This is a genomic window from Bradyrhizobium sp. CAR08 (assembly GCF_052871955.1).
On record NZ_JBIXJX010000009.1, the window covers coordinates 107,571 to 121,904 of the forward strand.

Here is a 14,334-nt window from a genome sequence, read left to right on the forward strand (position 1 = left end):
CGGCAAGCGCCGATTAATTGGGCGGCATGGCGGGAGGGGCGCGGCGCGCGCCGAAGCGCCCCGAAAGAAGGGGTGGATTTTTTACCGAATCATGTGAAAGTGTCCGTGGGCTTGATAACCCGGACGAAAGCTACAGACCGCATTTCCCTGGTAGGAATTGCCCGTTCGCCTGGCAGCGAAGGGGCGGCGGTCGAATGACGGCAGCGCATTGGCGTGCGCTCCAACCTGGCCATTATGGCCGGGAGGGCCGCGCCATGTCCAGAGGGGAAACCCTTAAAAGCGCGAGCCGCCTGTCGCTTTCGCAGGTTATCAACTCCCGGCTACCCGGTCTGACACCGGCTACGGCCTTGATAAGCCGCACTGAAAGCTTCACCAATGACCACCGACTCCACCGACTTCCGACCCACCCGCTCCTGGGTCGCTGCCGAAATTTCCCACCTACGCGACGGCTTTGAGGTCCTGCGCAGACTGCTCTACGACCTTCGCGAGACAGAGGAGGAGATCACCACCGAGATGGTCAACAGGTTGCTCTGGACCGCTGACCACGTGAAGGCGGAGCTTGAGGAGGCCCTCGGTCACGCCGACGAACTGGTTGATGACGAGCGTGCGGAGGTTGCAGCCAGACGGTCGGTGGTGGTGCTACAGGCGGCTGAATAGAGCGCGCCTGAAATGTAAAGCCAGCGTTACATTCGGCCCGTGCCCTACCGGGCGCGGGCTATTTTCTTGGCCCGACCAGCAGATCCTTGGCGGGCCGCGCATTCTTTAGGATCAAATCCGCCCATTCCTGCGCCAACTCTCGGCGGCGTTCCAGATGCTGGGCGCGGTTGTATGCACCTTCGACCTTGTCTTTCGGAACGTGAGCCAACATCAGGTCGATAATCGGCTTGTCGGCCGGAAATCGCTCATTCATCACACTAGAAAAAGTCGCCCGCCAACCGTGCGGTACATGCCGATGGTGGTACCCCGCGCGGTTCAACAGATAGCCGATGGCGTTCTCGGACATCGGCTTGTGCGCGTGCCGGGTATTCGGGAAGGGAATCGGACCACGGCCGGTCAGGCTCCGCAGTGCTTCGATGGCTTCTAGGGCTTGAAGCGATAGCGGCACCCAATGGTCCCGAGCGTCGTCATCCTTGTGTTGCAGCCGGAGCTTCATGCGCGCCGCAGGGATGCGCCAGACGCCCTCCTCCATGCCGGTCCACTCCGACCAGGGCGTGGTGATTAGCGTGCCGGGCCGAACGACGGTCAGGGCGATAATTCGCAAGGCCAGCTTGGTGGCGGGATGCGCTTTCTCGGCCTCGGCTTTCGCCAACATCTCGCGGGCCGCATCTAGATCGGTAATGGCTGGTTGGCGTCCCTTGACCATCGGCGCCATGGCCTTCTGCACCGTGGCGGCTGGATCTGCATCGGCACGGCCTGAGCTGATCGCGTAAACAAAAACTGCAGACATGCGCTGCCGGATACGACGGGCGGTTTCCTTTGCACGGGTTTCGATGCCCCGCAGCACCGCCAAGACCTCAGGTGCCTTGATGTCCGTAACGGGGATGTTGCCGAGCACAGGGAAGACTTCGCGCTCTAGGCTGGTGAGTACATCGTCGGCATGGCGCTCGACCCACTGGCCTTTGTTCAGGTCGTACCATTCCCGCGCGATTGCCTCGAAGGTGTTGGCAGTGCTGGTGACGTTGGCGAGCTTCCGCAGTTTCTTGATGACGCCGGGATCGCGACCGACGCGCAACGATGCCTTGGCAGCGTCGCGGGCCGCTCGGGCATCTACGAGGCTGATGTCCGGGTATGGGCCAATGCTGAGCAACTTCTCCTTGCCGGCGTACTGGTACCGGAAGCGCCACAGCTTGCCGCCTGCCGTCGAGACATACAGGTGCAGCCCGCCTGAATCCGCCAGCTTGAAGGGCTTGTCGCCAGGCTTCGCCTTCCTGATCGCAGTATCCGTCAGCATCGGAAAATACCCCCATTCGCGTCCCGGGTACCCCATTCGATACCCCGCTTTTGCTGGGATTTGGAGGGATGCGCTGGGACCGTTCGGGACATAGAAGGCCCGAAAACCAGCGTCATATCAAGGGGTTTTGGATCAATCGGGACTAGCTGGGAAATGGGAACGGGCGGAAGGGGTGGGATTCGAACCCACGGTACCCTTGCGGGCACGCCGGTTTTCAAGACCGGTGCCTTAAACCACTCGGCCACCCTTCCAAGTTCGGAATTGCTGTCGCTTAACGCAGTCGACGGCGCATGGCAACGCGAAGTTGGCGCCCGCCCCTTCCCCGACATCGGATCTGTCAGGCGAGCGTCAGCCTGTTCCCTTACCCTATGCCCTCTCGGCGATCCCGGACACTGGCGACATCTCCCAGGGCGTCGCCGGTTGCGAGGCCCGGTTTGGAGTCGCCTCCGTTTCCGGGCCTCGTTTGCTGGCTGCAAAGAAAAGCGGCGCCCCCGTTGGGAGCGCCGCTTGAATTCTTCGTAAGCTAGCTTGGCTCAGTACCCGCAGGAGGCACAGTTCATCTGCACCGGGGCGTAATAGGAATAGCCCGGCTGGACCATCTCGACGCGCTGGCGCGTGGCGTATTGCGGCGGGATGCGCTCGTACTGGACGCTCGGCGGCGCCACCATCACGGTCTGCGGCACCATCACGGTGCGGTACTGCGCCGGTGCGCGGTGCGCCACGACGGAGCCGGGCGACACCATCACGGTCTCGTCGACGGTGCGGTATTGCGGCTGCACGTATTGCTGCTGGTAGCAGGTCGTGCACGGCGGCGGCGTGTAGCAATTGTAGCAGCCGGCGGAAGCCGCGCCGGCCATTGAAATCGCAGCGACGACTGTTGAGAAAACGACAGCGAGAGTGCGAGACATTATTGTGGTGCCCCAATTGCCCGAAACGGATTTGCGAAGATCGATGGCAGTATACGCCGCAAAATTCTGAGCTGCCGAAGTTCATCGGGGCATCCTTAATGCAAACGGCCGGCTTGCGCCGGCCGCTAAGGACTCGTTGACCATCCGGGCGCGCCTGTCGATCGGTCGAGCAATGGTCGGGGTTCGCCGATCACAGGCCGCCCTAGCGCATCCGCAACGCCCGCTTAGACGCCTTCCGCTGCCGCTCGCGCCCGGCCGCTCTCGGTGCGGATTATCGTTGCCGCCGGCTCACACTCGCCGGAAACCCGCCAAAAGCCCCGGGCGTGACCGCATCTTGTGCATTTCTCGCGCGTTGATTGCATCGCGTCCTGCTGACGCCCGCAGCCGGATTTGCCATAATTCGTAGTCGGGAATCACGCCCGTTACTTAAGCGAATCCGCCGGCAGGGGATGGAAGGATGCATCATCGACCAGTGTCACGGCGCCCCAAGCGCGCCTTGAGCGGCAAGCTCCCGCTCGGCAACAGGCGCGCCCTGCTCGCCAGCACGGCCTTCACGGGCGCATTCATTGCCGTCATTGCCGGGCATGCCGGCAGCGCGCTCGCCGCCTGCGCCGTCACGGCTGGTCCCAACACGGTCACCTGCAACAGCACGGTCACGACCAACACGACGAACACCGACGCTGCAACGGCGTCGTCGGTCGACCGCTCGCAGGCATTCAGCGCGGCGCCCGTGAGCGCCACGATCAATACGGGCCAGACGGTCAGCGGTTATGGCCTTGCGGTCAGCGCGAACGGCGCCGGCATCAACGTGGTCAACAACGGTGCGGTGACCACCATCCAGGCGGTGCACGCGCTCGACATCAGCACCAGCACCGGGAACATCGTCTATTCAGGCAACGGCAGCGCCAGCAACACGGCCAACGCCGGAATCGGCCTCAACATGAACACCAACGGGCCCGGCACCATCACGATCGGGACGAGCGGAACACCCGTCACGCCGAACTTCCAGGGATCGACTGCCATGCAGCTCATTGCTGCAAGCTCGATCAACATGGCCCTGAACGGAGGCTCGCTGACAACGCTGTCGTCCTTCGGCGATGGCGCCACGATCAGCGGCGGGGACGTCTCCCTCGCACTGACCGGCAACGGCGCCATCGTCAACGCGAGCGGCGCTACGGCGGCCAGAGGTCTCGACGTCTTCGGCACCGGGACCATGACCGTGACGTCGAATGCGACCATCGGCGGCGCCAGCACTGCGACTTCGTTCAACATAGGCATCTTCGCGTCCGCGTTCGCCGCCCCCGGCAGCGGCGATGTCACAGTCAATCAGACCGGTGGCACGATCTTCGCGACGAACTACGGTATCAACGCGAGCATCGGCGCGACGGGATCGGGGTCCGTCACGGTCAGCACGGCGTCCGGCAGCGCGATCACGCTCACCGATCCGGCGGCGAGCGGTATCGACGCCAGCACGAGCGGCACCGGTGCCGTGACCGTGCACCAGGCTGGCGCGATCACGGGCGGCGCCGTCGGCATCAATGCGGTGATCTTCAACGCCGCCAATTCTCGCGACATCACCGTCACGAGCAGCGGCACCGTCGATGCTTCGTTCAAGGGCATCAACGCTGTGACGCTGGGAAGCGGCAACATCAGCATCACGGCATCAGGCATCGTTAACGGCCCCGAGGGCGGCGGCATCGTCGCCAACGCGGTCGACGGGCGTATCACCGTGAACGTGACCGCCGGGACGGTCCGCGGCAGCGCCGCCGGCTTTCTCACCCCGGGGATCGCGGCGACCGCATCCGGCAGCGGCGGCGCCGCCATCAACATTGCGGCGGGCGCGACCGTCACCGGCTCTCAGTTCTACGGCATCACGATCAGCGGCACGAACAACACGATCAACAATTTCGGCACGATCAGCGGAGCCGGCGGTGTCCGTGCCACCGGCGCGACCACGATCGTCAATGGCGGCGCGATCACGGGTTTTTTTGAAGCCGTGCGATTCGGCAGCCCGGGAAGCTTGCTGGAGATGCAGGGGCCCGGCGCTACGCTCACCGGCCAAGTCGTCGGCAGCGGCTCCGATACGATCCGTTTCTCCGGCACCGGCTCGAACACATTCGATGCGAGCCAGATCGGAGCCGGCTGGGGGCTGATCGACAAGGCAGGTTCCTCGAATTGGGCGCTGACTGGAACGTCCACGACAACCGCATTCGTGACGGTCAACGGCGGCACCTTGTCGGTCAACGGCGACATCAGCTCGACCGGCGGCGTCACGGTGAATGCCGGCGGCACGCTGGGCGGCATCGGCACGGTGTCGTCCACCATCATCAATGCCGGCGGCTCGCTCGCGCCCGGCAACTCGATCGGCACGCTCACGGTGAGCGGTAATCTCACCTTCGCCGGCGGCGGCAATTACGTGGTCGAGATCTCTTCGGTCACTGCGGACCGCACCAATGTGACTGGTAACGCGACCGTCGCCGGCACGCTCCGCGCAGTCGGTACCGGTGGGACCTACGCGCCGGGCACGCACTACACCATCCTCAGCGCAGCAGGCACACTCAGCGGCAGCTTCGGCGCGCTGGCGATCTCGGGCAATTTCGGCGTCACGCGGCCACACATCGAATACGACGCCAACAACGTCTATCTCGTGCTTGAACAGGCGCTCGTCTCGCCGTTCCTGTCCAACGGCACGCGCAACCAGATCGCGACCGCGGGAGCGGTTGATGCCGCCTTTCTCGGTGGCAGCAGCGCTTTCTCCCCACTGATTGGATTGACGTCTCCGCAGCTCAACGGCGCGCTCGATCAACTTTCGGGCGAGGTGCACGCCTCGACGGTCGGCACGCTGGCGAATGACAGCCTCGCGATGCGCGGCGCGATCCTGGGGCGGCTACGGCAGGCGTCGTATGGAGGCGACACCGACTCCATGGCCGCCCTGTCGTTCGGCGGATCGCAAACCGCATTCGCCGCATACGCGATGGAGACTGCGCTCGGCTATGCCAAATCACCGATCCTGACGAAGGCGCCGCTGGCGCCAAAGGGGCTAACTTCCGACACGGTGTTCTGGGGCCAGGGGTTCGGCGGCCGGGGCACCTTCAACGGCGATGGCAATGCGGCCAGCGTGCGGCGCGATCTTGCCGGCTTCATCACAGGCGTCGACACCCGGTTGGGCGGTATGGGACGCGTTGGCATGGCGGCGGGCTATACCGGCAGCAAGAACACGCTTGACGGCCGCGGCTCCTCCAACGTCGACACCGCCCACATCGCCGGCTACGGCGGATGGCGCTTCGGCAGCATCAACCTGCGCGGCGGCGGCGCCTTTGCGTTCCATTCGATCGATACCGACCGGTTGGCGAACTTCGTCGGCTTCGCCGATCGCCTGAGCTCGCGGACCGACGGCAATACCGGGCAGATCTTCGGCGAGATCGGCTACGGCGTCGCGTTCGGCAGGCTGGCGCTGGAACCGTTCGCTGGCGCCGCCTGGGTGCGCGTGCACACCGACGCGGCAACGGAGCGCGGCGGTGTCGCCGCACTCAACGTCGGAGCGCAAAGCTTCGAAACCGGTTATTCCACGCTCGGTATGCGCGCGGCCACCTACGTTCCGCTGCCAGGCGACATGATGCTGATGCCGCGCGCGACTTTCGCCTGGCAACATGCGCTCAACGACGTGACGCCTAATGCCGTGATGGCATTCCAGGTCGCGCCGGCGCCGTTCACGATTGCTGGCGTGCCGATAGCACGCGACTCGCTGCTTGCCGAAGCCGGCGTCGATCTCGCGATCGCCCGCAACGTCACCGTCGGGCTTTCGTATGTCGGCCAAGTCGGCAATACGGTCACCGATCACGCCGCCAAGGGCAAATTCTCCTGGGCGTTCTGATCTAGCGCGAGCGCCGCTTCACCTCGCGCACCGCGCCGCGCGCGGCGCTGGTGGTAAGCGCAGCGTAGGCCTGAAGCGCGGTCGAGACGTTGCGCTTGCGCCCGATCGCCTGCCAGGCGGCATCGCCCTTCGCCTCTTCCGCGGCGCGGCGCTTGGCCAGCTCCTCGTCGGAGACCTCCAGCGTGATGCTGCGGTTCGGGATGTCGATGGCGATGCGATCGCCGGTCCTGACCAGACCGATGTTGCCGCCTTCGGCCGCTTCCGGCGACAGATGGCCGATCGACAGGCCCGACGAGCCGCCCGAGAAGCGTCCGTCGGTGACCAGCGCGCAGGCTTTGCCGAGGCCCATCGATTTCAGGTAGCTGGTCGGATACAGCATCTCCTGCATGCCGGGGCCGCCGCGCGGGCCTTCATAGATGATGACCACGACCTCGCCGGCAACGACCTTGCCGCCCAGAATGCCTTCCACGGCGGCGTCCTGGCTTTCGAATACGCGGGCGGGGCCGGAGAATTTCAGGATCGAGGCGTCGACGCCGGCGGTCTTCACAATGCAGCCGTCCTGCGCGAGATTGCCGTAGAGCACGGCGAGGCCGCCGTCCTTGCTGAAGGCGTGCTCGAGGTTGCGGACCACGCCCTTCTCGCGGTCGGTATCGAGCTCGTCGTAGCGGCGCTCCTGGCTGAAGGCGACCTGGGTCGGGATGCCGCCGGGCGACGCCCGGAAGAAGGTGCGGACAGACTCGCTCCTGGAGCGCTTGATGTCCCAGCGCTCCAGCGCGTCGCTCATGGTCGGCGCGTGCACGGTCGAGACCGACGTGTCGATCAGGCCGGCGCGGTCGAGCTCGCCCAGGATGCCCATGATGCCGCCGGCACGATGCACGTCCTCGACATGCACGTCGGCAACCGACGGCGCGACCTTGCAAAGGACAGGCACGCGGCGCGACAGCCGGTCGATATCCTGCATGGTGAACTTGACCTCGCCTTCATGGGCGGCGGCGAGCAGATGCAGCACCGTGTTGGTCGAACCGCCCATCGCGATGTCGAGCGTCATCGCGTTCTCGAACGCCTTGAAGTTCGCGACATTGCGCGGCAGCACGCTAGCGTCGTCCTGCTCGTAGTGGCGGCGCACGATATCGACGATGGTGTGGCCGGCCTCGACGAACAAGCGTTTGCGATCGGCGTGGGTTGCGACCACCGTGCCGTTGCCGGGGAGCGCAAGGCCAAGGGCTTCAGTGAGGCAGTTCATCGAATTGGCCGTGAACATGCCCGAGCACGAGCCGCAGGTCGGGCACGCCGAGCGCTCGATCACCTTGACGTCCTCGTCGCTGACCTTGGAGTCGGCGGCTGCGACCATGGCATCGATCAGGTCGACCGCCTTGGTCTTGCCCTGCAGCGTGACCTTGCCGGCCTCCATCGGTCCGCCCGAGACGAACACGGCGGGGATGTTGAGCCGCAGCGCCGCCATCAGCATGCCGGGGGTGATCTTGTCGCAGTTCGAAATGCAGACCATGCCGTCGGCGCAATGGGCATTGACCATGTACTCGACGCTGTCGGCGATCAGCTCGCGCGACGGCAGGCTGTAGAGCATGCCGTCATGGCCCATGGCGATGCCGTCGTCGACCGCGATGGTGTTGAACTCCTTCGCCACGCCGCCGGCCTGCTCGATCTCGCGGGCGACGAGCTGGCCGAGGTCCTTGAGATGGACGTGGCCGGGCACGAACTGGGTGAAGGAATTGACCACCGCGATGATCGGCTTGCCGAAATCGCCGTCCTTCATGCCGGTCGCGCGCCAGAGGCCGCGGGCGCCCGCCATGTTGCGGCCGTGGGTGGTGGTGCGGGAGCGATAGGCTGGCATGGCGGTTTCCGTCCTCGGGTTTGGCTGGCCGGGCGCGGCAAAATTTCGAAGCCGCCTCAGGCCTTTCCGGCCGGATAGCGCACGGGGGGAACGCGCGCAACGGGAACTTGGGCCGGACAGGGCTCCCCTGCTCCCGGCGCGTGGGCACCGGCGGTCTCAGCCGTCATGCCCGGGCTCGTCCCGGGCATCCACGTTCTTGATGCGGAAAGGTCGTGGATGGTCGGGACAAGCCCCGCCCTGACGGAATTATTGCAGCTCGGGATCGAGCCGGTCGCCGATCACGGAGACCGGCAGCGTGGTCACGACGATGGTGGTCGCCGGTGCCGGCATGATCAGGGCCACATGCGGTCGCGCGCTTGCATTGGTTTCGGGCAATCGCGCGTGCAGGCGCATGCACCGCGAAAATTCAAGCGCGATGAAATCCGTAGTGATCCGGAATGGAATCCTATTCCGATGTCGCGTACATCGCGGGACATCGATCGGCGGCCTTCCAAGGGCATCACCCTCTGATCGCGCACCACGGGGTTGGGGGACCACATGGGGCGGGGGATCAAAGGCTGGGGCGAGGTTACGAGGTCCGGACTCCTAGGCACTCCGGACCTCGGGACTTTCTAGATTGAACGTGATTTCGCGCCGCCGGCTTGATCAGCCGTGCGGCGCGAAGTCGTTTTGGCGTCGTTATGCCGACACGGGCGCTAGCGCGTCTGCGGCTCGATGGTCACCGTGCAATCGCCCTGCCCTTGCGTCGCGACCACGATGTTGCCCGCGGGAGCGCCGAGGGCGATCGGCGCGGACGAGCCGCCGCCGGGCATCTGGACAGTCACGCTCAGGGAGTCCGTTCGCGCGGTCGAGCCCACGGTCGAGGGTTCTGCCTGGGCCACATTACCCGAGGCGTCACGCCGCATGATCTGGCAGTTCACATTGCTGCCCCCGGCGGCCGCCATGCTCGATGAGGTGCCGCCGCTCATCTGGGCGCGGGCTCGTGAGGGATCGCGGGGCACCTGGCTGACGATGCGATGCGTCCGCGGCTCCACAATGACGACGTCGTCGCCCGTCGAAAAATATTCGTAGTCCCGATACTCGGGCTCGATCGCGACGATCTCGGGCGGAAGCCTGTGGAGGCGCACGCGCGAGGGAATGGTTTCACCGACCCGGATCGAGATGTTCAGATTACGCTCCGGCTCCGCCAGGCGTGCGCGGCTCACCGTTTCGGAGATCCGCACCTGCTTCTCGGACGTCACCTGGGTCTGCTGATTGGCCTGCGTGTTGGTCTGGGGCGTCTGATTGGCTTGATTGGTCTGCGTGCCTGAAGTGGCAGGCGCGGTCTGCGCATTGTTGGTCGGGGCCGTCCGGTTCGTGTCGGTCGCTGTGGCCGGTCGGTTGTTCTGTTGCGCCGGCTGCTGCTGCTCGGCCGCGTTGCGCGGCGGCTGGGTCTGGTTGCGCTCGTTCTGGTTGGCCGCAGCTCCCGTGCGCTCGTTCTGCTGGCCAGACGTGCCGGACTTGGACTTCTCGGACTCGGCCGTTGATTTCTGCGGCGCGGACTTGTCCTGCTTCGTCTCGGCGCTGTTCTTGCCGTCGCGTCCCGGTTTCGGGCTCTCCGCCTCACGGTTGCGATCGCGCGAAGGCTCACGAGATTCCTGGGCCTGATCCTTCGACTTCGGCTGGTTGCGCTCGGCAGAACTGGCCGGCTGGCGCTTGTCGTCACTCGCGTCCTGCTTGGCAGCGCCGCCCTTCTCCTCGCGGCCCACACCCTGCAATCGCTCCTGGGCGCCCTGCGCGCGCTCTTGAACCCGTTCTTGGGCGCCGCCGCGTTGCGGCCCGGCACCTTTCGCCGGCTCCTCGGTCCGTCTCGGCTCGTCCCTTCGCTCACCGGGCGCCTGGGCGTAGGCGAAGCCGGAAGCAAGCATCAGTCCGATAGCCGCGGTCGATAACATCAAGTGCTTGCGCATGGTCCCTCTCCTGGAAAATTCGCAACAACAGACGCGAACGTTCTGTGGGTGCGAAGGTTCCTGATCAGGAACGAGGGCTGATCACGCGGGTCTCACATCGGGTCCTTCAGCGTGAGCCGCGCCGTGAATGTCACGCTGGTCTTGCCAACCAGCGCCATGCCTTCGACTTCGGCGCCGTCGGCGGAATAGTCGCCGGAAAAGCCGCAGGTCACTTCCCTGCCGCCGAACGCGAGCGGCTTGCCGACGGCCTCGGTGTGCTGATTGACGGTCATGTCGCCACGCCATTTCCCGTTCCGGAAGGTGTAGCTGCCGGTGTAGTAGAAATAGCTGTCGCCGCCCATGATGCGGCCATCGCAGAGCACGACGACGCCTTTGGCCTGGCCGCGCTTGCCGTCGCGCATCTCGATCTCAAAGATGTAGAGGCCGTTGAGGACCTTCTGTGGGTTGCCGCCCTGCTCGAGCCCATCGCCGGCCGACATCGCTCATCTCCCGTTCAAACCGGCACATTCCGCTCGAGATCTTCAAGCCACGCCGCAGCGCTCGAATCCGACGGCGCACGCCAGTCGCCGCGCGGCGACAACGAGCCGCCGGCCGAAACCTTGGGTCCGTTCGGCATCGCCGAGCGCTTGAACTGGCTGAAAGCGAAGAAGCGGCGCAAGAACACCTCCAGCCAGCGGCGTATTTCCTTGAGATCGTAGGCCTTGCGCTTGTCGGTCGGAAATGCCGGCGGCCACTCGCCCTGGGCAACGTCTTTCCAGGCCTGCAGCGCCATAAAGGCGATCTTGGACGGCCGCATGCCGAACCGCAGCGTGTAGAACAGGTTGAAATCCTGGAGCTCGTAGGGGCCGACCGAAGCTTCCGTGCTCTGCGGCTTCTCGCCGGGCTCAGCCGGAACCAGCTCCGGCGAGATTTCGGCCGACAGGATCGATCCAAGCGTTTGGTTGACGTCGTCGGTGAACTGCTTGGAGGCAATCACCCAGCGGATCAGATGCTGGATCAGCGTCTTCGGCACCCCGGCGTTGACGTTATAGTGCGCCATCTGATCGCCGACGCCATAGGTGCACCAGCCCAGCGCGAGTTCGGAGAGATCGCCGGTGCCAATCACGAGGCCGCCATGATGGTTGGCGAGCCGGAACAGATAGTCCGTGCGCAGACCCGCCTGCACATTCTCGAATGTGACGTCGTAGACCTTCTCGCCCTTGCCGAAGGGATGGCCGATGTCCTTCAACATCTGCGTCGCCGTGGTGCGAATGTCGAGCTCCTGCCAACTCGTCTGCAACGCCTTCATCAGCGCCAGCGCATTGGTCTTGCTGTCGCTGCCGGTGGCAAAGCCCGGCATGGTGTAGGCGAGAATGTTCTCTCGCGGCAGGCCAAGAAGGTCGACGGCCTTAGCGGCGACGATCAAAGCATGGGTGGAATCGAGTCCGCCCGAGACGCCGATAACGACGCGCTTGGTACCGGTCGCACGCATGCGCTGGACGAGGCCCGCGACCTGAATGTTGTAGGCCTCATAGCAGTCCTGCTCGAGCAGGCTCTCGTCGCTCGGCACGAACGGAAAGCGCTCGACCTTGCGCAGGAAGCCGATATCGGCGGCCGGCGCCTTCAGGGCGAAGCCGACTTTTCGGAAGAAGGCTTCGCGCTGCCGGCGATTGTCGTCGAACGTACCCATCAGCGCGCGTTCCTGCCTGAGCAGGTCGAGATCGACGTCGGCCAGCGTGATCTGGCCGCCCTGGCGGAACCGCTCGCCCTCGGCCAGCAGCACGCCGTTCTCGTAGATCGAGGTCTGGCCGTCCCAGGCCAAATCCGTGGTCGATTCTCCTGCCCCGGCCGCGGAATAGACGTAAGCCGCGAGGCAGCGGGCCGACGTCGATTGGCACAAGAGCGCGCGCGAGCGGGCGCGGCCGATCGTGATCGGGCTGCCCGAGAGATTGATCAGCACGCTCGCGCCCGCAAGCGCGAGCTCGGAGGCCGGCGTTACCGGGATCCACATGTCCTCGCAGATCTCGACGCCGATGGTCAGGCCCGGAACGTCCTCGGCTGCGAACAGGAGGTCGACGCCGAACGGGGCATGCAGCCCGCCAAAGGCGACCATCTCTCCGACGATGCCGGCGCCGGAGGCGAAATGCCGCCCCTCGTAGAATTCGCGATAGGTCGGCAGGTAGCTCTTGGGCACCACGCCGAGGATCTTGCCGCGATGGATGACGACCGCGCAATTGTAGATCCGATTGCCAAAGCGCAGCGGCGCGCCAACGATCAGGACGGTCATCAGGGACGAGGATGCCTCGACGATGGCCACAAGCCCGCGCTCGACCGCATCGAGCAGCGGATCCTGCTTCACGAGATCTTCGATTGCATAGCCGGACAGGCAGAGCTCGGGGAACACGGCAACCGCCACCGACTGCGCGTGGCAGTCCTTCGCCGCCGCCAGAACCGCAGCTGCGTTGGCCGTGGGATCAGCCACATGAGAGGTGGTGACGCAGGCCGCCACGCGCGCAAATCCGTGGGCATAGATCGAGTGGAAACTCATCGAGCACAGTCCCTTTGTCTCGTCGCGACCGGCCTCCGCCGGCTCTGGACTCCATTTAACCCATCGACATGGCCCCGTGCAGGCCATTCAACGGCATGCATAACGGATTTGCAGCTTCGCTGCCCGGCCGTGCCCTTGAGGCAGTCTCAGGCTCTGCGCGCCAGCATGCCGGGCAGATCGTCGCGCAGCCACTCGGCGATCCGGGGCCAGGCATGGGCGTGGGTCCGCGCGCCCATGAACAGGCCAAGATGGTTGCTGGGCTGGGAGGCCGCCGCAATGAACGCCGGCGGTGTGCCGAGCAAGCCGGCGGTGGCGAGCGCCTGCGCAGCCGGCACGATGTCGTCATCGAGTCCGGCCAAAAGGAAGACCGGCGCCTTGACGTCCTTCAGATCAATCCCGCGGCCGAGTGCCGTGAACTGGCCGCGCGCGATCCGGTTCTCCCGGAAAATCCAGTTGACGATCTCGAGATAATAGGTGCCGGGCAGATTGAGGGGCTCGGCATTCCAGCGCTCGAAGCGTGCCAGCAGCGCCGCACCGTCCTCGCCGGAGAGGTCGCTCTGCAGCGCCGTCGCGATGTCGTCGCGGCCCGGTGCCTTCGACCAGAGCCGCAGCATCTCTTCGCCGCTGACATTGCCGCCGCCGCGGGCGACGAGCTGGTCGTAGACCATCTCCGGCGCGTTGCGGGCGAGCTGCGACAGCCTGGAGTCAATGGAGAGGTCGACGGGCGCGCCAGCCAGTACCAGCCGCCGCACCTTGGCGGGAAAGCGCGCCGCATAGAGCAGCGAGAGCCAGCCACCCTGGCACAGGCCGACGAGATCGACCGGCGCGCCGATTTCGTCGATGGCGACGTTGAGATCACCGAGATAGCTGTCGATCGAGAGATAGCGCATGTCGGGTGCGGCCGAGCGCCAGTCGGTGAGATAGACCCGGTCGATGCCGCCATTTTGCAGGGACTGCACAACGCTGTGGCCGGGCGCGAAGTCGGCGATCAGGGCCCGGTGCAGCGCATAGGGCGCGCAGACCAGTGCCGGCTGGCCGGCCCCCGTCCGCGCGCAATTACGCAGGCGCATGGTCGCAAGCTCCAGCGCGACGGAGTTGGGCGTGGTCCAAGGCAGGCTGCTGTCGGCCAGCTCCGACGGGCCGCGCTCGAGCCATCCAAAGCAGGCGTCCATGGCAATCCGCGCCGCAGCGAACGGCCACAGCAGCGGGTCATCCGGGACCGGCTCCGGTGCGCGCAGCTGTTTGCCGGTCTTCTCCGCCATGGCTATCCCAC

The 14,334-nt window shown here is 65.4% G+C and carries 9 protein-coding genes, 1 tRNA gene and 1 pseudogene; 2 read left to right on the forward strand and 9 right to left on the reverse strand.

Annotation, left to right across the window (positions count from 1 at the left end; translation table 11 throughout):
• Positions 1 to 375 precede the first annotated feature (375 nt).
• A complete protein-coding gene (locus ACIPUD_RS20025; protein WP_446481411.1) occupies positions 376 to 657 on the forward strand; it encodes a hypothetical protein in 282 nt (93 codons plus the stop codon).
• A 58-nt stretch (positions 658 to 715) separates the two neighbouring features.
• Here the strand turns inward: ACIPUD_RS20025 and ACIPUD_RS20030 are convergent, their stop codons facing one another.
• From ACIPUD_RS20030 to ACIPUD_RS20040, 3 genes are all read right to left on the reverse strand, one after another.
• Entirely contained in the window at positions 716 to 1,951 is a 1,236-nt protein-coding gene (locus ACIPUD_RS20030; RefSeq protein WP_446481412.1) for a tyrosine-type recombinase/integrase, read from the reverse strand.
• A gap of 164 nt (positions 1,952 to 2,115) precedes the next feature.
• Positions 2,116 to 2,202: transfer RNA gene (locus ACIPUD_RS20035), tRNA-Ser, on the reverse strand.
• A 282-nt stretch (positions 2,203 to 2,484) separates the two neighbouring features.
• On the reverse strand, positions 2,485 to 2,808 hold the full coding sequence (locus ACIPUD_RS20040) for a hypothetical protein (protein WP_446481413.1): 324 nt from the start codon (positions 2,806 to 2,808) through the stop codon (positions 2,485 to 2,487).
• A gap of 508 nt (positions 2,809 to 3,316) precedes the next feature.
• Between ACIPUD_RS20040 and ACIPUD_RS20045 the strand changes: the two genes are divergently transcribed.
• The gene (locus ACIPUD_RS20045) at positions 3,317 to 6,733 is read left to right on the forward strand and encodes an autotransporter outer membrane beta-barrel domain-containing protein (protein WP_446481414.1); all 3,417 of its coding nucleotides are present in this window, start codon (positions 3,317 to 3,319) and stop codon (positions 6,731 to 6,733) included.
• A 1-nt stretch (position 6,734) separates the two neighbouring features.
• Here ACIPUD_RS20045 and ilvD read toward each other — a convergent pair whose 3' ends face one another.
• The 6 genes and pseudogenes from ilvD to ACIPUD_RS20075 all read right to left on the reverse strand — a co-directional run bounded on the left by ilvD (position 6,735) and on the right by ACIPUD_RS20075 (position 14,323).
• A complete protein-coding gene (gene ilvD / locus ACIPUD_RS20050; protein WP_446481415.1) occupies positions 6,735 to 8,585 on the reverse strand; it encodes a dihydroxy-acid dehydratase in 1,851 nt (616 codons plus the stop codon).
• A 246-nt stretch (positions 8,586 to 8,831) separates the two neighbouring features.
• A pseudogene (locus tag ACIPUD_RS20055) lies at positions 8,832 to 8,918 on the reverse strand (ABC transporter permease); the annotation flags it as partial.
• 362 nt (positions 8,919 to 9,280) lie between these two features.
• Positions 9,281 to 10,534 (reverse strand): DUF1236 domain-containing protein, encoded by a 1,254-nt coding sequence (locus ACIPUD_RS20060; RefSeq protein ID WP_446481416.1) that lies wholly within the window; start codon positions 10,532 to 10,534, stop codon positions 9,281 to 9,283.
• A 92-nt stretch (positions 10,535 to 10,626) separates the two neighbouring features.
• Complete coding sequence (locus ACIPUD_RS20065) at positions 10,627 to 11,013, reverse strand: GrlR family regulatory protein (RefSeq protein WP_018457891.1); 387 nt, start codon at positions 11,011 to 11,013, stop codon at positions 10,627 to 10,629.
• 14 nt (positions 11,014 to 11,027) lie between these two features.
• Positions 11,028 to 13,061: an NAD(+) synthase gene (locus tag ACIPUD_RS20070; protein WP_085353075.1), complete on the reverse strand. Its 2,034-nt coding sequence runs from the start codon at positions 13,059 to 13,061 to the stop codon at positions 11,028 to 11,030.
• A gap of 146 nt (positions 13,062 to 13,207) precedes the next feature.
• On the reverse strand, positions 13,208 to 14,323 hold the full coding sequence (locus ACIPUD_RS20075; protein ID WP_446481417.1) for an alpha/beta fold hydrolase: 1,116 nt from the start codon (positions 14,321 to 14,323) through the stop codon (positions 13,208 to 13,210).
• Between the last annotated feature and the right edge of the window lie 11 nt (positions 14,324 to 14,334).